Source organism: Geodermatophilus chilensis (assembly GCF_002802985.1).
GTDB lineage: Bacteria > Actinomycetota > Actinomycetes > Mycobacteriales > Geodermatophilaceae > Geodermatophilus > Geodermatophilus chilensis.
Genome location: NZ_NVPT01000048.1, coordinates 1 through 17,300, shown reverse-complemented (window position 1 = coordinate 17,300; position 17,300 = coordinate 1). Strand labels below are relative to the sequence as shown.

Sequence of the window (17,300 nt, the reverse complement as noted above, 5' to 3'; positions counted from 1 at the left end):
CCCGGACGCCAGGCGCCGGGTGCTGGACGGGCTGCCCGCCTCCCAGGCGGCACCCGGAGGTGCGCGGCACCGGGGCGGTGCAACCCGACCAGCGTACCCGAGCGGCCGGGACCCGGTCGAACGGGGGAAGGAGAAGGACCCCCTGCCCCCGGCCCGGACCCCCGGCCTCCCTGCAGGGTCCCGCCGCGAGCTTGCGAGTGGCGGGGGGCAGGGAGGTCCTCTTTCTAGGAGGCCGGGGGTCCGGCCGGCCGGCTGGCCGCCCGGCGGCGGCGCGGGCGGGTGACCGGCGCGGTGGCTGCCCCACCGTCGTCGGCCGGCGGCACCTGCGTCTCCCCCGCCGTCCCCCCGGCCGACGGCGTGTCGGCGGTCGCCGGCTCCTCGGCGGGTTCGGCGTCCATGGGGCCGGGGTCGTCCGGGCCGGCACCGGCGGGCACGGCCTCGTCGTCGGTCGGCACGGCGTCCGTGGCCCGGTCCACCGGCTCGGCGAGCGACGGCTCGGCGAGCGCCTGCTGGGCCGGCACCGGCTCCTGCGCGGGCTCTGCGGGCTCCGGCGCCTGGTCGGCAGCCGGCTCCTCGGCGACGGGCCCGGGCGTGACCTCCGGGGTCACGGCGTCGGGCTGGTCGGGCTCGACCCCGGCCACCACATCGTCGGGGGTCCCGGCGTCCTGGTTCCCGACGTCCTGGTTCCCGACGTCCTGGTTCCCGACGTCCTCGTTCCCGGCGTCCTCGTTCCCGGCGTCCTCGTTCCCGGCGTCCTCGTCGGCGGCGGCGAGCACCGCGGCGTCCTCGGCCGCGCGCTCCTCGCCGGACTGGCTGCGGTTGCGGCGCCCGCGGCTGCGCCGGCCGCCGCCGGAACGCTGGCCCTCACCGTCGCCGTCCGGGCCGGGCGTTGCCGGCACCTCGGCGCCGACGGCCACGGTCTCGGCGGGCTCGGCGTCCTTCTGGCCGTCGGGCTTGGCGCCGTTCTCCTTGCCGCCACCGCCGCCCCCGCCGCGCTGCTGGTCGCGTCGACCGCTGCCGCCGCTGGTGCCCCCGCCGCCGTTGCCCCGGCGCTTCTCGTCCACCGGGTCGAGCTGCACGACCACGCCCCGGCCGCGGCAGTGCTCGCACGGTTCGGAGAAGACCTCGAGCAGCCCCTGGCCGACCCGCTTGCGGGTCATCTGCACCAGGCCCAGCGAGGTGACCTCGGCGACCTGGTGCTTGGTGCGGTCGCGGCCCAGGCACTCGGTCAGCCGCCGCAGGACCAGGTCGCGGTTGCTCTCGAGCACCATGTCGATGAAGTCGATGACGATGATGCCGCCGATGTCGCGCAGCCGGAGCTGGCGGACGATCTCCTCGGCCGCCTCCATGTTGTTGCGCGTGACGGTCTGCTCGAGGTTGCCGCCGGAGCCGGTGAACTTGCCGGTGTTGACGTCCACGACCGTCATCGCCTCGGTGCGGTCGATGACGAGCGAGCCGCCCGAGGGCAGCCACACCTTGCGGTCCAGGGCCTTGGTCAGCTGCTCGTCGATGCGCAGGTCGCGGAAGACGTCGCCCTCGCCGGTGAACCGGGTCAGCCGGCCGACCAGCTCCGGGGAGACGTGCGCGACGTAGGCCTCGACGGTGTCCCACGCGTCGTCGCCCTGGACGACGAGCTCCTTGAAGTCCTCGTTGAAGACGTCGCGGATGACCCGGATGGCCAGGTCGGGCTCGCCGTAGAGCAGCGACGGGGCGTTGGAGGAGGACTCCGCCTTCCGCTGGATGACGTCCCACTGCGCCTGCAGGCGGGCGACGTCGCGGGTCAGCTCCTCCTCGGAGGCCCCCTCGGCGGCGGTGCGGATGATGACGCCGGCGTCCTCGGGGACGATCTTCTTGAGGATGTCCTTGAGCCGCTGCCGCTCGGTGTCGGGCAGCTTGCGGCTGATGCCGGTCATCGAGCCGCCGGGCACGTAGACCAGGAACCGGCCGGGCAGGTTGACCTGCTGGGTGAGCCGGGCGCCCTTGTGGCCGATCGGGTCCTTGGTGACCTGCACCAGCACCTTGTCGCCGGACTTCAGCGCCTGCTCGATGGAGCGCTGCTTGCCGGTCAGCCCGGCGGCGTCCCAGTTGACCTCACCGGCGTACAGGACGGCGTTGCGGCCCTTGCCGATGTCGACGAACGCCGCCTCCATGCTGGGCAGCACGTTCTGCACCCGGCCGAGGTAGACGTTGCCGGCGAAGGACGTCGCCTGCGCCTGGGTCACGTAATGCTCGACGAGCACGTCGTCCTCGAGGACGGCGATCTGGGTGCGCTCGCCGCGCTGGCGGATGACCATCTTGCGGTCGACCGCCTCGCGGCGGGCGAGGAACTCGGCCTCGGTGAGGATCGGCACCCGGCGGCGGCCGTTGTCCCGGCCGTCGCGGCGGCGCTGGCGCTTGGCCTCCAGCCGCGTGGAACCGGCGACGCCCTTGACGTCGTCATCGCTGGTGGTGCGGCCGTTGCGGCCGGCCCGCTCGGGGCGGTCGTCGTCGTTCTCCGCGGCGGCCTCCCCGGCCTCCCCGGTCCCCCCGCGGCGGCGGCGCCGGCGCCGGCGGCGGGTGCTCGAGCCGCCCTCGCCCTCGTCGCCCTCGGCGGTGTCCTCACCGCTGTCGGCGTCGGTGTCGGCGTCCTCGGTGTCGTCGTCGGCGCCCTGCTCGTCGTCGGCGCCCTGCTCGTCGCCGGTGTCCTCGTCGCCGGTGTCCTCGACGGCGGAGTCGTCGTCGCCCTCGGTGTCGGCGGCGTCGTCGCCGCTGCGCCCGCGGCCACGGCCGCGGCGGCCCCGACGGCGGCGCCGGCTGCCGCCGGCCCCGTTGTCCTCGCCGTCGTCCGCGCCGGTGTCGCCGTCGGCCTCCGTCCGCTCCTCGTCGAGGTCGGTGTCGGTCCCGGCGTCCTCGCCGGTGGCAGGGGTCTCGTCCCCGCCGCCGGAGCGGCGGCGCGAGCGGCTGCGCCGCGAGCGCGGCGCCGGGGTCTCGTCCTCGGTGTCCTCGGCCGGCTCGACGTCGGGCTTCTCGACCGCCGGCGACTCGGCCAGCGGACGGCGGCTGCGCCGGCGGGGCGGCGGGACGTCGGTGTCGGCGGGGGCGACGAAGCTCACGAACGCCGGGATCGCCGGGGCCGCGGGCGGCACGGGCGGGTGGTCATCGGGGACGGCGGCGCCGGCCGGGCGGGTGGCCCGTCGGCGGGGACGGGCGATGACCGCGGTGGGCTCCGGGGAGCTGAACTGGGCGCCGAAGCGGGAGACCGGCGGCTCCTCGGGCTCGACGGCCGCGGGCTCCTCCGCCTCCTCGGCGGCCGGCTCCTCCGCAGCGGCCGGCTCCTCCGCCTCCGCGGCGGCCGGTTCCTCCGCGACGGCGGCCTGCTCGCCGGCGTCGTCGTCCTCGCCGGCCTCGGCGGCGCGGAGCTCGTCCTCGGCCCCGGTGACCTCCGTGCCCTGCGGCAGCGCCGCGGGGTCGAGGCCCTCGTCGGCCGGGGTGGTGGTGCTGTCGTCTGTCTGGTCGGCCACGCGTGGCTCGCCTCCTGTGTGGTGCTCCCGGGCGCCGATCACAGGGACTGGCGGCCGCGCAGGAACACGGGGTCGGACGGGTCGGGCCCCGCGCCGGGTGCGGCGGCAGGCGCGACCCGCGAAGTCTGGGCCGGTGTCCGGGCGAGGAGTTGCCGCGGCCGGGCGCCGGTGGTGCGGGTCCTTCGGTGGTGCGAGATCTCGGGGTGCGTCACGTCTGGCAGCCGTGCCGCTCGACGGCGTGCGGCCCCGGGGCCCACCGGTCAGACCGTGGCGGGCTCCCCCTGGCAGCGGGTGCCCACAACGCGGTCCGGGCCGAGCGGGTCGGCCACGGTCCCGTTGTCGTCGAGCCGGCCCTGCGCCTCACGCACGGCCCGAGGGGGCGACGGCGGGCGCAGGTCGGCGACGGCAACCAGGGCGGCCAACACGTCGTCGGGTCGAACGGCGGGCGTCACCTGCCGGACGACCATGTGCAGTATGGCACAACCTGCCTCCTCGGCCGCCGACGCGCCGACGACCGCGGGCCGGGCGTCGACGTCCTTGAGCCCGTTCTTGGTGCGCTTGGCGACCATGACGACGTCGCTGGCGAGGAACTCCTCCACGGCCGACTGCAGGTCGGCGAGCGCGACGCCGGGCAGCTCCACCCGCCAGACCGAGGTGTCGATCCGGTCGGCCAGCGACCCGGCGCCCGAGGCCTCCACGCACTCCAGGACGTCGATGCCCGGCGGCAGCGAGGCGTCCAGCGCGGCGCGCACCTGCTCGGGGTCGCACCGCTGCGCCAGGCCGATCTCCACGTACTCGGCCTCGCTGGCCGCGCCGGTGGGTGCCGCGCCCACGTAGGAGATCTTCGGGTGCGGCGAGAAGCCGGCGGAGAACGCCATCGGCACCCGTGCGCGGCGCAGCGCCCGCTCCAGGGCGCGGGCGAGGTCGCGGTGCGAGGCGAAGCGCAGCGGGCCGCGCTTGGCGTAGCGCAGCCGCAGCTTCTGCACGGTGGGCGGCGGGGGCGGCCCCTCGGGCTGGCGGGCCACTAGCGGCCGACGACCGTGAGCGGTAGCAGGCTGCGCCCGGTGGGACCGATCTGGATCTCGGTGCCGTTGGTCGGGCAGACGCCGCAGTCGTAGCAGGGGGTCCACCGGCAGTCGGCGACCTCCTCCTCGCTGAGGGCCTCCTGCCAGTCGTCCCAGAGCCACTCCTTGTCCAGCCCGGAGTCCAGGTGGTCCCAGGGCAGGACCTCGTCCTGGCCGCGCTCGCGGGTGGTGTACCAGTCGAGGTCGACGCCGAGGGGCGCGAGCTCGGCGGCCGCGGCGGCGGTCCAGCGCTCGTAGGAGAAGTGCTCGCTCCAGCCGTCGAACCGGCCGCCCTCGCGCCAGACGCGCTCGATGACCCGGCCGACCCGGCGGTCGCCGCGGGAGAGCAGGCCCTCGATCACGCCGGGCTTGCCGTCGTGGTAGCGCAGGCCGATCGAGCGGCCGATGCGGCGGTCGGCGTTGATGGCCTGGCGGAGCAGCCTCAACCGGTGGTCGATGGTCTCGGCACTGGCCTGCCCGGCCCACTGGAACGGGGTGTGCGGCTTGGGCACGAACCCGCCGATCGACACCGTGCAGCGGATGTCCTTGCGGCCGCTGGCCTCCCGGCCGGCGCGGATGACCTCGACGGCGAGCTCGGCGATCTCCAGCACGTCCTCGTCGGTCTCCGTCGGGAGCCCGCACATGAAGTAGAGCTTCACCTGCTGCCAGCCGTTGGCGTAGGCCGTGGTGACGGTGCGGACCAGGTCGTCCTTGGACACCGTCTTGTTGATCACCCGGCGGATCCGCTCGCTGCCGCCCTCGGGCGCGAAGGTCAGGCCGGACCGCCGGCCGTTGCGGGACAGCTCGTTGGCGAGGGTGACGTTGAAGGCGTCGACGCGGGTGGAGGGCAGCGACAGCCCGGTGTTGGTGCCCTCGTAGCGGTCGGCGAGCTGCTTGGCGACCTGGCCGATCTCGGAGTGGTCGGCGCTGGACAGCGACAGCAGCCCGACCTCCTCGTAGCCGGTCGCGCGCAGGCCCTGGTCGACCATCGACCCGATGCCGGTGATGGTCCGCTCGCGCACCGGCCGGGTGATCATCCCGGCCTGGCAGAAGCGGCAGCCGCGGGTGCAGCCGCGGAAGATCTCCACGCTCATCCGCTCGTGCACGCTCTCGGCCAGCGGCACCAGCGGCGTCTTCGGGTAGGGCCACTCGTCGAGGTCCATCACGGTGCGCTTGCCCACCCGCGCGGGGACGTCGTCCCGGGTACGCGTGACCGCCGCGATCGCGCCGTCGGGGCCGTAGGAGACCGCGTAGAAGCGCGGCACGTACACGCCGTCGACCCGGGCCAGGCGGGTCAGCAGCTCGACCCGGCCGCCGGGCCGGCCCTGCTGCTTCCACGCCGCCACCACGTCGGTGATGTCGCCGACGACCTGCTCGCCGTCGCCGAGGACGGCGCAGTCGACGAAGTCGGCGATCGGCTCGGGGTTGAACGCGGCGTGCCCGCCGGCCACCACGACCGGGTGCGCCTGGTCGCGGTCGGTGGCGCGCAGCGGCACTCCGGCGAGGTCGAGCGCCTCGAGCAGGTTGGTGTAGCCGAGCTCGGTGGCGAAGCTGACACCCAGCAGGTCGAAGTCGGCGACCGCGCGGTGGGAGTCGACGGTGAACTGGCCGACGCCGTGCTCGCGCATCAGGGCGGCGAGGTCGGGCCAGACGGCGTAGGTGCGCTCGGCCAGGGCGTCGGGCCGCTCGTTGAGCACCTCGTACAGGATCATCAGGCCCTGGTTGGGCAGCCCGACCTCGTAGGCGTCGGGGTACATCAGCGCCCAGTGGACGGCGACGTCGTCCCACGCCTTGACCTGCGCGTTCAGCTCACCGCCGACGTACTGGATCGGCTTCTGCACCTGCGCGAGGAGCGGTTCGAGACGGGGGTACAGCGATTCACCGTTCATGACCCGTCCAGGGTAGACGGGCCCCGGGGCGGCGAGATCGGCGATCTCGTGGCCATCAGGGGTCGATCGCCACGAGACCGCCGATCTCGCGAGCGTTAGCCGAGCTTCGGGAAGAACAGCCCGATCTCGCGGGCGGCGGACTCGTCGGAGTCCGAGCCGTGGACGATGTTGTTCTGCACCTCGAGGCCGAAGTCGCCACGGATGGTCCCGGGGGCCGCCTTCACCGGGTCGGTGGCGCCGGCCAGGGCGCGGAACGCCTCCACCGCCCGCGGGCCCTCGACGACGAGCGCGAGCAGCGGACCGCCGGTGATGAACTCGACCAGCGGGCCGAAGAACGGCTTCTCGCGGTGCTCGCCGTAGTGCTCCTCGGCGACCTCGCGGGTCAGCGTGCGCAGCTCGGCCGCCACCAGGCGCAGGCCCTTGGCCTCCAGGCGCGAGATCACCTCGCCGACCAGGCCACGGGCGACGCCGTCGGGCTTGACGAGGACGAGGGTGCGGGCGGGGGTGGCTTCAGACACGAGCGCGGAGCCTACGCGGGGCCCGTGCCGGCATCGCCGTCCGAACGGGCAGCCGGGTCCCCGAACGGCGAGCCCAGCAGCTCCTTGCGGACCTGCAGCAGGTACAGCCAGATGAGCACGAAGACGCCGCCGACGAACCACATGGCGCTGTTGAGGAGGCCGGTCAACAGCAGGGGCACCTGCAGTGCGGTGGCCACCACCAGGCCCTGGGGACGGCGCTGCACCCCGCTGGCCAGCACGAGGACGACGGCCAGCACCAGCAGCAGCGTCAGCCGCACGCCGCCGAGGCCCTCCTCGGTCTGCGCGATGCCCCGCGGCACGAACAGGACGGCGATGCCCTCGAGCACCAGCACGCCGGCCGCGGCCCCGCGCAGCGCCCGGGCCGCCCGCACCGGGTCCGTGGCCGTCACGGCTGCTCCCCACCCATGAGCGTGCGGGCCTCCCCCGCCGTGATCACGCTGCCGGTGACCAGCACGCCGGAGCCGCCCAGCGCGTCGTCCGGCCCGGCCTCGGCCAGCTCGATCGCCTCGGTCAGCGCCTCGGGCAGCCGCGGCGAGACGCTGACCCGGTCGGCGCCGAAGACGTCGACGGCCAGCGCGCCCAGCTCGTCGGCCGGCATCGCGCGCGGCGAGCCGTTCTGGGTGACGACCAGCTCGGCGCAGACGGTCTCCAGCTCGCGCAGCATCCCCTCGACGTCCTTGCCGTGCACCACGCCGACCACGCCGACCAGCCGGGTGAAGTCGAAGGACTCCCGGACCGCCTCGACCGTGGCCGCCATGCCGGCGGGGTTGTGCGCGGCGTCGACCAGCACCGTCGGGCTGGTGCGCACCCGCTCGAGCCGGCCGGGCGAGCGGACGGCGGCGAACGCGGCGCGCACCGTCTCCTGGTCGACCGGTCCGGTCGCCGCACCCGCGCCGAGGAACGCCTCGACGGCGGCGAGCGCGGTCGCGGCGTTCTGCGCCTGGTGCGCGCCGAAGAGCGGGAGGAAGACCTCCTCGTACTCGCCGCCGAGGCCCTGCAGCCGCAGCTGCTGGCCCCCGACGGCGACCTTCCGCTCCAGCACGCCGAACTCGGTGCCCTCGCGCGCGACGACGGCCTCCACCTCGACGGCGCGGCGCACCAGGGCGTCGAGGGCGGCCGGCTGCTGGTGGGCGAGGACCGCGATCGCGTCGTCCTTGATGATCCCGGCCTTCTCCCCGGCGATCGTGCCGACGTCCGGCCCCAGGTACTCGGCGTGGTCCAGCGCGACCGGCGTGACGACGGCGACCCGGGCGTCGACGACGTTGGTCGCGTCCCAGGTGCCGCCCATCCCGACCTCGATGACGGCGACGTCGACCGGCGCGTCGGCGAAGGTCGCGTAGGCCATGCCGACCATGACCTCGAAGAAGCTCATCGGGTGCTCGCCGGCGGCGTCGACCATCTGCACGTAGGGCGCGATGTCGTCGTACGTCTCGACGAACCGCTCGGCGCTGACCGGCTCGCCGTCCAGCACGATCCGCTCGCGCACCGACTGCAGGTGCGGGCTGGTGAACCGGCCCACCCGCAGGCCGAAGCCGCGCAGCAGCTCGTCGACCATCCGCGCCGTCGTCGTCTTGCCGTTGGTCCCGGCCACCTGGACGACGGGGTAGGCCCGGTGCGGGGAACCCAGCAGGTCGACCAGGGCCGAGATGCGCCCCAGCGAGGGCTGCAGCCGGGTCTCCGGCCACCGGGCCAGCAGTTCTGTCTCGACGCGGGCGAGATCGACGGCGCCGCCCGTCCGCCCCGTACCCGCCCCGGTGCTCATCCTGTCCAGGATGCCAGTCACCCACTACCTACGATGAGGGGCATGACCACCGACATCCACACCCCGGAGACCTCCGTCCCCGGAGCGGGCGCCGGTGTACCGGAGAAGCCGTCGCTGGACGGGCTCGAGGAGAGGTGGACCGCCCGCTGGGCGGAGGACGACACCTACGCCTTCGACCGCGCGGCCGCGCTGGCGGCGCCGCGGGAGCAGACGTGGTCGATCGACACCCCGCCGCCGACGGCCAGCGGCTCGCTGCACGTCGGGCACGTGTTCAGCTACACGCACACCGACATCGTCGCCCGCTACCAGCGGATGCGCGGCAAGCACGTCTTCTACCCGATGGGCTGGGACGACAACGGGCTGCCGACCGAGCGCCGGGTGCAGAACTACTACGGCGTCCGCTGCGACCCGTCCCTCCCCTACGACGGATCCTTCGAGCCACCGGCCAAGCCGGGCAAGGACCAGCAGCCGGTCTCGCGGCGCAACTTCGTCGAGCTGTGCGAGCGGCTGACCGCGGAGGACGAGCTCGCCTTCGAGCAGCTGTGGCGCCGGGTCGGGCTGTCGGTGGACTGGACCAACGTCTACCGGACGATCTCGGTGGCCTCGCGCGCCACCGCGCAGCGCGCGTTCCTGCACAACCTGGCCCGTGGTGAGGCCTACGCGCAGAAGGCGCCGACCCTCTGGGACGTCACGTTCCGGACGGCGGTCGCCCAGGCCGAGCTGGAGGACCGGGAGCGCCCCGGCGCCTACCACCGGATCTCCTTCCACTCGGCTGACGGGCCGGTGCTCATCGAGACCACCCGGCCCGAGCTGCTGCCCGCCTGCGTCGCGCTGGTCGCCCACCCCGACGACGAGCGCTACCAGCCGCTGTTCGGCCGGACCGTGCGGACGCCGGTGTTCGACGTCGAGGTCCCCGTGGTGGCGCACCGCCTCGCCGAGCCGGACAAGGGCTCGGGCATCGCGATGATCTGCACCTTCGGCGACCTCAACGACGTCACCTGGTGGCGCGAGCTGCAGCTGCCCACCCGTGCGATCGTCGGCTGGGACGGCCGGCTGCTGCCCGAGGCGCCCGCGGGCGTGCCGGCCGGGCCGTACTCCGAGCTGGCCGGCAAGACGGTGTTCAGCGCTCAGCAGCGGATGGTCGAGCTGCTGCGCGAGTCCGGCGACCTGGAGGGCGAGCCGCGGCCGATCACCCACCCGGTGAAGTTCTTCGAGAAGGGCGAGCGGCCGCTGGAGATCGTCACCACGCGGCAGTGGTACATCCGCAACGGCGGCCGGGACGCGTCGCTGCGCGGGGCCCTGATCGAGCGCGGCCGGGAGATCCAGTGGGTGCCCGAGCACATGCGGCACCGCTACGAGAACTGGGTCGAGGGCCTCAACGGCGACTGGCTGATCAGCCGCCAGCGGTTCTTCGGCGTCCCGTTCCCGGTCTGGTACCGGCTCGACTCCTCCGGCGACCCGGTGTACGACGAGCCGATCCTGGCGCCCGAGGAGTCGCTGCCGGTCGACCCGTCGTCCGACGTCCCGCCGGGGTTCTCGGAGGACCAGCGCGGGGAGCCCGGCGGGTTCGTCGCCGACCCCGACGTGATGGACACCTGGGCGACGTCGTCGCTGTCCCCGCAGGTGGCCTCGGGCTGGGACACCGACCCGGAGCTGTTCGCGCACGTCTTCCCGATGGACCAGCGCCCGCAGGCCCACGACATCATCCGGACCTGGCTGTTCTCCACCGTCGTCCGCTCGCACTTCGAGCACGGCACGGTGCCGTGGACGCACGCGACGATCTCCGGCTTCGTCGTCGACCCGGACCGCAAGAAGATGTCGAAGTCGAAGGGCAACGTCGTCACGCCGATCGACGTGCTGGAGCGCTACGGCACCGACGCGGTGCGCTGGCGGGCCGCCGGTGCCCGGCCGGGGGCGGACTCGCCGTTCGACGAGGCGCAGATGAAGGTCGGCCGCCGGCTGGCCATCAAGATCCTCAACGTCGGCAAGTTCGTGCTGGGGCTGGGGGCGTCCGCCGAGCTGTCCGCCTCGGCCGTGACCGAGCCGATCGACCGCGGGCTGCTGGCCGGGCTGGCCGGTGTCGTCGACGAGGCGACCGCGGCGATGGAGTCCTACAACTACACGCGGGCGCTCGAGGTCGCCGAGGCGTTCTTCTGGTCGTTCTGCGACGACTACGTGGAGCTGGTGAAGTCCCGCGCCTACGGATCGGGGCCGGCAGCCGAGTCCGCCCGGGCCGCGCTGGCGCTGGCGCTGTCGGTGCAGTTGCGGCTGTTCGCGCCGGTGCTGCCGTTCGTCACCGAGGAGGTCTGGTCCTGGTGGCAGTCGGGCTCGGTGCACCGCGCGCTGTGGCCGACGGCGACCGAGCTGCCGACCGGCGGGGACCCCGCGGTGGTGTTGGTCGTGGCGACCGCGCTGGCCGGGGTCCGGAAGGCCAAGTCCGACGCGAAGGTCTCGATGCGGGCCGACGTCGAGTCCGCGACGGTGACCGCGCCGGCCGAGCAGGTGGCGCTGGTGGAGGCCGCGCGCAGCGACCTCACCGAGGCCGGCCGGATCGCCGCGCTGACCGTCGTCGCCGGTGAGGGCCCGCTCGCCGTGGACGTCGTCCTCGCCCCACCCGCCGAGGCCTGATCGCACGCCGCGGACCGTTGGACCTCTGACAGCGGTTCTCATGCAGCTTGGCGGGTGGGGTAGCCGGCGTGGGAGAACCAGCCGGCGGCATCAGCCGGGCTGACCGCCTCCAGGGCGGCGGCGATTGCGGTGTCCAGCGCCGCCCGGGTGCGCGCGGCGGCCGCCTTGACCAGCGCCTTGATCTTGCTGAACGCCTCTTCGATCGGAGACAGGTCCGGCGAGTAGGCGGGCAGGAACACCAGTTCACAGCCGGCGGCGGCGACCAGCTCGCGGATCCGGTCGGGTTGGTGCGCGCCGACGTTGTCGACCACGACCACCGTCCCCGGGGACAGGGCCGGGAGCAGGAAATGCTCGAGATAGGTGGCGAACACCGCGGTGTCGGTGCCGCCTTCGACGGTCATCGCCGGGCTCATCCCGGCCAGGCTCACCCCGGCGAGCAGGGTGGTCACCGGGCCCCGGTTGCGCGGCACCGCGCCGCGGGCCCGCATCCCGCGCGCGGCGCGGGCCCGGTGGCGGGTCATCGCGGTGTGCGTGCCGCACTCGTCGACGAACACCAGCCGCGCCGGATCGATCGTGTCCATCTGCTCCCGCCACCGGGCGCGCGCGGTCTCGTCGCGCTCGGTGGCGGTCAGGCTTTTTGCTTCAACGGCCGCCCCGCCCGCCGCCGGCGCCCGCCCGGGGTCAACTCCGCCCCGGGCTCGGGCGGCAGGCTCGCGATCGCCCGCGACATCGACGCCAGCGACACCCGCTCGCCGCCGGCGGCGACGAACGCCGCCACGTGCTCTTCCAGCGTGGCATCGGCCGCGGCGGTCAACCGACCGGGCAGCCAGGCCTGCAGCTGCTGCCGCACCCTCGGCTCCGGCCCGTGCCGCTGTTCGGTGGCAGCCAGGCTGCCGGTCGCCCGCCGGCGCGCCAGATACCGCTCCACGGTGCGCAGCGACACCCCGAACCGCGCCGCCACCTGCGGCTGGGTCATCCCGGCATCGACCGCGGCCACCACCCGATTCCGCAGATCCATCGAGTACGCCCGCACGCCGGGCCTGAATACCCCCGCCAACCAATCAGCACACCGCTGTCAGTCCGCCGACCGCTCGGGTCGCCGACCCTGACCGCGGTACGGGCTGGACCGCCGCTCCCCGGGCTCGCCGTAGGACCGCTCGCCGCCATGGGGTCGCTCGCCGTTCCCGCGGGAACGCTCGCCGTACGGCCGATCGCCGAACGCCGGACGGTCGCCGTCCCGACGCGGACGGTCGCCGTGGGGACGACGCGGGCGGTCGCCGTCGCGGCGGGGACGCTCGCCGTCCCGGCGCGGACGCCGGCCACCGGGGCCACCGGAGGGACGGCGGGACTCGCGCACCGTGCGCTCCACCGGCTCGACGTGCACGCCGCTGGCGACCAGCTCGGCGATCGGGGCGTCGCCCGGGCGGACCCGGGAGACCTCCGGCTCGATCTTCGCCTGGCGGAACCGGCGCTTGGCCTGGCCCACCTGGTCGGGCAGGAGGAGCGAGACCACGACACCGCCGGCGCCGGCGCGGGCGGTGCGGCCCGAGCGGTGCAGGTAGGTCTTGTGGTCCGCCGGCGGGTCGTAGTGCAGCACCAGCGAGACGTCGTCGACGTGGATGCCGCGGGCGGCGACGTCGGTGGCGACCAGCACCGGGCTGCGGGCGTCGGTGAACTCCTCCAGGGCCCGGCGACGGGCACCCTGCGGCAGCCCACCGTGGATCGCCTCGGCCTTGATGCCGGCGGCCTGCAGGTTGCCGGCCAGCCGGTCGGCACCGAGCTGGGTGCGCACGAAGACGATCGTGCGGCCCGGCCGGGCGGCCAGCAGCTCGGTCACCGGCACCTTGTCGCGGAAGGCGACGCTGTAGGCCAGGTGCTCGGCCGGCGGGGCCTCGTCCCCGGCGCGCTTGACCTCGTGCCGCGCCGGGTCCTTGAGGTAGCGGCGGACCAGGGTGTCGACCTCGCCGTCCAGCGTGGCCGAGAACAGCAGCCGCTGGGCGTCGCGACGGGTCTGGTCGAGCAGCTCCTGCACGACCGGCAGGAAGCCGAGGTCGGACATGAAGTCGGCCTCGTCGATGACGCTGACCTCGACCGCGTCGAGGGTGACCTCGCCCTGGCTGATGAGGTCCTGCAGGCGGCCGGGGGTGGCGATGATCGCGTCCACGCCGCGGCGCATCTGCTGGATCTGGCGGTACATGGACGCACCGCCGTAGACGGTCGCCAGCTGGACGCCGAGGGACTGGCCCAGCGGCGCGAGGTTGTCGTGCACCTGCTGGGCGAGCTCGCGGGTCGGGACGAGGACCAGCGCGCGCGGGGCGCGGGGCCCCCGCTGGGCGGTTCCGCCGAGACGGGCGAGCAGGGGCAGGCCGAAGGCCAGCGTCTTGCCCGAGCCGGTGGCGGCCTTGCCGAGCACGTCGCGCCCGGCGAGGGCGTCGGGCAGGGCGGAGGCCTGGATGGCGAACGGGTGCGAGATCCCCCGCCGCTCGAGAGCGGTCACCAGCTGCTGGGGCAGGCCCAACTGGGCGAAGGTGGGACCCTTGGGGGCCTCGACCTCGACGGTCTCGGCGACGGTGTCTGCAAGGTCGATCTGGACGTCGACAGTGTCGAACGTGGTCATACGGGTGTGGGACTCCGATGCTTCTCGGCGCGCGTCCCGTGGTGGTGGGCGGACACCGTCGATCGGCGTCCTCACTGGCGATCACGACGTCAGGAGACGCTGCGGATCTGCACGGATGCGCTTCTGCCCGGACGGACCGTCCGGAGAGGATGACCGGCGACTGCCGGTACACCTACCGTAGCAGCGCAGGTCGAGCCGGGATTCCCGCGATCGGGGTGGTCCCCGCCACGCTCAGCCGCGCAGCGCTGCGTACCCCGGGCGGACGACGTCGGCCAGCAGCCGAGCGCGCTCGTCGTCGGGCAGGAACGCGGCGGCCAGCGCCCGCTCGGTCACCGTCTGGACGTCGTCCCAGCCCCAGCCGGAGGTCCGCGCCACGTCGGTGAGCTCGCTGGTGACCGAGACACCGCTCATCAGCCGGTTGTCGGTGTTGACGGTGACCGCGAAGCCGAGCCGGTGCAGCCGGCCGACCGGGTGCGCGGCCAGCGACGGGTAGGCGCCGGTCTGCACGTTGGACGACGGCGCGACCTCCAGCGGCACCTGCGCGTCGAGCACCCGCTGCGCCACCGGGCCGAGGGCGCCGTCGTCGGCGACCTCGTCGGCGATGCGCACCCCGTGCCCGAGCCGCTCGGCGCGGGCGCCGTCCAGCGCGGCGACGATGCTGTCGATGCCGGCCGCCTCGCCGGCGTGCACGGTGCGGTGCGCCCCGGCGCGGTCGAGCAGCGCGATGGCCGAGGGGTGCCGGTCGGGCGGGAATCCGATCTCCGGGCCGGCCAGGTCGAAGCCGACCACGCCGGCGTCGCGGTGGCGGACCACCAGACCGGCGACCTCGTCCCACCGGTCGTTCTGCCGCATGGCGCACAGCAGCGTGCCCACCGTGATCGGCGTGCCCGCCGCCGCGGCCTCGGCGCTGCCCTTCGCGAAGCCGTCGAGGATCGCCTCGACCGCCTCCTCGATCGGGGTGCCCTGCGCCGTCAGCAGCTCGGGTGCCATGCGCACCTCGGCGTACACGACGCCTTCGGCGGCCAGGTCGAGCGCGCACTCGCGGGCCACCCGGCTGACGGCCTCCGGGCGCTGCATCACCGCGACGGTGTGCGCGAAGGTCTCCAGGTAGCGCACCAGCGAGCCCGAGTCGGCGGCCTGCCGGAACCAGCGGCCGAGCTCGTCCGCGTCATCGGCCGGGAGGTCGCGGTAGCCGGCCTCGTCGGCGAGCTCGAGCACCGTCTGCGGCCGCAGCCCGCCGTCCAGGTGGTCGTGGAGCAGGACCTTCGGAGCGCGGCGGATCGAGTCGGCGGTCAGCGGTGCGGGCACGGAACCATCTTCGCCGTCCGCCCGGACGCCCCTGCGGCCAGGTGCCCTCCGGCGATTTCCGCGGAAATCGCCGCGCCGTCAGTCGGTTCCCCGGTCCTGCCAGCGGAAGGTCAGGGCGCACAGCACCAGGCCGACGACGCACCACAGGCCCAGCACCAGCGCGACGGTGCCGAGCTCCCACGACCCGGCCGGCTCGCGGGCGGCCAGCGCGTCGGGGAGGAAGACCGAGCGCAGGCCCTGGGCCAGCCACTTCACCGGGAAGAGTGCGGCGACGTCCTGCAGCCAGGCGGGCACCTGGTCGAAGGGCATGAAGACCCCGGAGATGAACTCGAGCACCAGCGCGATGGGGGTGACCGTCGCCGACGCCGACCGGCCGTTGCGGGCCAGCGTCGAGACGACGATGCCCAGCAGCGTGCAGGCCGCCGCCCCCAGCACCGACACCCAGGCGAAGGTCAGCCAGTCGGCGCCCGAGGGCAGCTCGATCCCGTACACGAGGACGCCGACCAGGAGCAGCAGCACGATGGTCGCGACCGCCACCGCGAGCACCTGCACCACCTTGCCGGCGAAGTAGGCGCTGGCCGGCATCGGTGTGCCGCGGAGGCTCTTGAGCGTGCCGTCCGAGCGCTCCCCGGCGATGTGGATCGCCATGTTCTGCAGGCTCGCGCCGACGATGCCCGCGGTGATGACCCCGGCCATGAAGTACTGCGGGAAGTCGACGCCGGCGCCGAGGTCGTAGTCGAGCACCGCGCCCAGACCCAGCAGCAGGATCACCGGGAAGACCAGCGTGAACACGACCGACTCGCGCTGGCGGAAGAACTCCTTGAGCTCGACGCCGGCGCGGGTCAGGTACACCCGGCCGAGCGGGGGCAGTGCGGTGCGCTCCGGGGCGGTGGTCACGAGTGGTCCCCGATCATCTTCAGGTACACGTCCTCGAGCGTGGGCCGGGCGACCGTCAGGTCGGGCACCTCGCCGGGGAAGCGCGCGGCCAGCTCCCGCACGAACGCGGTCGGCGTGGTCGTCTCGGCGGTGCGCCGGACGCCGTCCTCGGTCCAGCGGACGACGGCGGGTGCGGTGCCGCGCCCACCCAGCGCAGCAGGGACGGCGACCTCGGCGAGCTGGCCGCGGGCGAGGACACCGACCCGGTCGGCCAGCGCCTCGGCCTCGTCGAGGTAGTGGGTGGTCAGCAGCATCGTGGTGCCGAGGTCGCGCAGCGAGCGGATCAGCGCCCAGAACTGCCGCCGCGCCTCGGGGTCGAAGCCGGTGGTCGGCTCGTCGAGGAAGAGCAGCCGCGGGCGGGCGACGATGCCCAGCGCGACGTCCAGCCGCCGGCGCTGCCCGCCGGAGAGGGTGCGCCCCCGGGCCCCGGCCTTGTCGGTCAGGCCGACCAGCTCGAGCACCTCGTCGGGGTCGCGCGGCTCGGCATAGTACGACGCCCGCGCCTTCAGCAGCTCGCGCACCGACAGCTGGCTGTCCCCCGCGCCGGACTGCAGCACGATGCCCAGCTGCGCCTTCCAGCGCCGTCCGCCCCGCGCCGGGTCGACGCCGAGGACGCGCACGTCACCGCCGTCCCGCTTCCGGTAGCCCTCCAGCACCTCGACGGTGGTGGTCTTGCCTGCGCCGTTGGGGCCCAGCAGCGCGAAGATCTCGCCGCGGCGGATGTCGAGGTCCAGGCCGTCGACGGCGGCGCGGTCGCCGTACCGCTTCACCAGGCCGCGGATCGAGATGGCGGCGTCCGGGTCGAGCGGCTCCCTCCCGGGCACCGCCGCGCGCGTGCCCGTGGTGGGGAGGAGGGAGTCCTTCTGCACGAGGAGACAGTCTCCCCCGCTGACCGGGACGACTGCTCCCTGTCTCTTTTCCGCATCTGACGCTGCTGACCACCCCTTACGTCCTGATCTTGGACTTCTCCCCGCTGCTGATCCTAATCTCCGCCTTCCTGGAGATGTTCTACCGCTCTGCCACCTTGGTCCGACCCACGTTTATCAACACCTCCATA

At 74.3% G+C, this 17,300-nt stretch carries 13 protein-coding genes; 1 reads left to right on the top strand and 12 read right to left on the bottom strand.

Annotated elements, in window-relative coordinates; all coding sequences use genetic code 11:
• Positions 1-224 precede the first annotated feature (224 nt).
• The 6 genes from CNO22_RS10155 to folC form a co-directional block, all read right to left on the bottom strand.
• On the bottom strand, positions 225-3,500 hold the full coding sequence (locus CNO22_RS10155) for a ribonuclease E/G (protein WP_100499259.1): 3,276 nt from the start codon (positions 3,498-3,500) through the stop codon (positions 225-227).
• Positions 3,501-3,760: 260 nt separating this feature from the next.
• Positions 3,761-4,525, bottom strand: a complete 765-nt coding sequence (locus tag CNO22_RS10150) for a TIGR03936 family radical SAM-associated protein (RefSeq protein ID WP_100499258.1) — start codon at positions 4,523-4,525, stop codon at positions 3,761-3,763.
• The gene (locus tag CNO22_RS10145; protein WP_100499257.1) at positions 4,525-6,453 is read right to left on the bottom strand and encodes a TIGR03960 family B12-binding radical SAM protein; all 1,929 of its coding nucleotides are present in this window, start codon (positions 6,451-6,453) and stop codon (positions 4,525-4,527) included. The genes CNO22_RS10150 and CNO22_RS10145 overlap by 1 nt, the downstream gene beginning before the upstream one ends.
• A 95-nt stretch (positions 6,454-6,548) precedes the next feature.
• Complete coding sequence (gene ndk, locus CNO22_RS10140) at positions 6,549-6,971, bottom strand: nucleoside-diphosphate kinase (RefSeq protein WP_100499256.1); 423 nt, start codon at positions 6,969-6,971, stop codon at positions 6,549-6,551.
• Between the two features lie 11 nt (positions 6,972-6,982).
• On the bottom strand, positions 6,983-7,381 hold the full coding sequence (locus CNO22_RS10135) for a DUF4233 domain-containing protein (RefSeq protein WP_100499255.1): 399 nt from the start codon (positions 7,379-7,381) through the stop codon (positions 6,983-6,985).
• Positions 7,378-8,754 carry a bifunctional tetrahydrofolate synthase/dihydrofolate synthase gene (folC, locus tag CNO22_RS10130; RefSeq protein ID WP_100499254.1) on the bottom strand — a complete coding sequence of 459 codons (1,377 nt, stop codon included), beginning with the start codon at positions 8,752-8,754 and terminating at the stop codon, positions 7,378-7,380. The genes CNO22_RS10135 and folC overlap by 4 nt, the downstream gene beginning before the upstream one ends.
• Positions 8,755-8,796: 42 nt before the next feature.
• Here folC and valS point away from each other — a divergent pair, with 42 nt between their 5' ends.
• Positions 8,797-11,382, top strand: coding sequence for a valine--tRNA ligase (gene valS / locus CNO22_RS10125; RefSeq protein ID WP_100499253.1), 2,586 nt, complete (start codon positions 8,797-8,799; stop codon positions 11,380-11,382).
• A gap of 38 nt (positions 11,383-11,420) precedes the next feature.
• Here the strand turns inward: valS and CNO22_RS28250 are convergent, their stop codons facing one another.
• From CNO22_RS28250 to CNO22_RS10095, 6 genes are all read right to left on the bottom strand, one after another.
• Complete coding sequence (locus CNO22_RS28250) at positions 11,421-12,014, bottom strand: IS630 family transposase (protein WP_269799584.1); 594 nt, start codon at positions 12,012-12,014, stop codon at positions 11,421-11,423.
• Positions 12,011-12,400, bottom strand: a complete 390-nt coding sequence (locus CNO22_RS28245; RefSeq protein WP_198588225.1) for a helix-turn-helix domain-containing protein — start codon at positions 12,398-12,400, stop codon at positions 12,011-12,013. The genes CNO22_RS28250 and CNO22_RS28245 overlap by 4 nt, the downstream gene beginning before the upstream one ends.
• A 57-nt stretch (positions 12,401-12,457) precedes the next feature.
• Complete coding sequence (locus tag CNO22_RS10110) at positions 12,458-13,999, bottom strand: DEAD/DEAH box helicase (RefSeq protein ID WP_100499250.1); 1,542 nt, start codon at positions 13,997-13,999, stop codon at positions 12,458-12,460.
• A gap of 231 nt (positions 14,000-14,230) precedes the next feature.
• A complete protein-coding gene (locus CNO22_RS10105) occupies positions 14,231-15,307 on the bottom strand; it encodes an adenosine deaminase (protein ID WP_100499249.1) in 1,077 nt (358 codons plus the stop codon).
• Positions 15,308-15,385: 78 nt separating this feature from the next.
• Positions 15,386-16,204 (bottom strand): ABC transporter permease, encoded by an 819-nt coding sequence (locus tag CNO22_RS10100; RefSeq protein ID WP_100499248.1) that lies wholly within the window; start codon positions 16,202-16,204, stop codon positions 15,386-15,388.
• Complete coding sequence (locus CNO22_RS10095) at positions 16,201-17,112, bottom strand: ABC transporter ATP-binding protein (RefSeq protein WP_198588222.1); 912 nt, start codon at positions 17,110-17,112, stop codon at positions 16,201-16,203. The genes CNO22_RS10100 and CNO22_RS10095 overlap by 4 nt, the downstream gene beginning before the upstream one ends.
• Between the last annotated feature and the right edge of the window lie 188 nt (positions 17,113-17,300).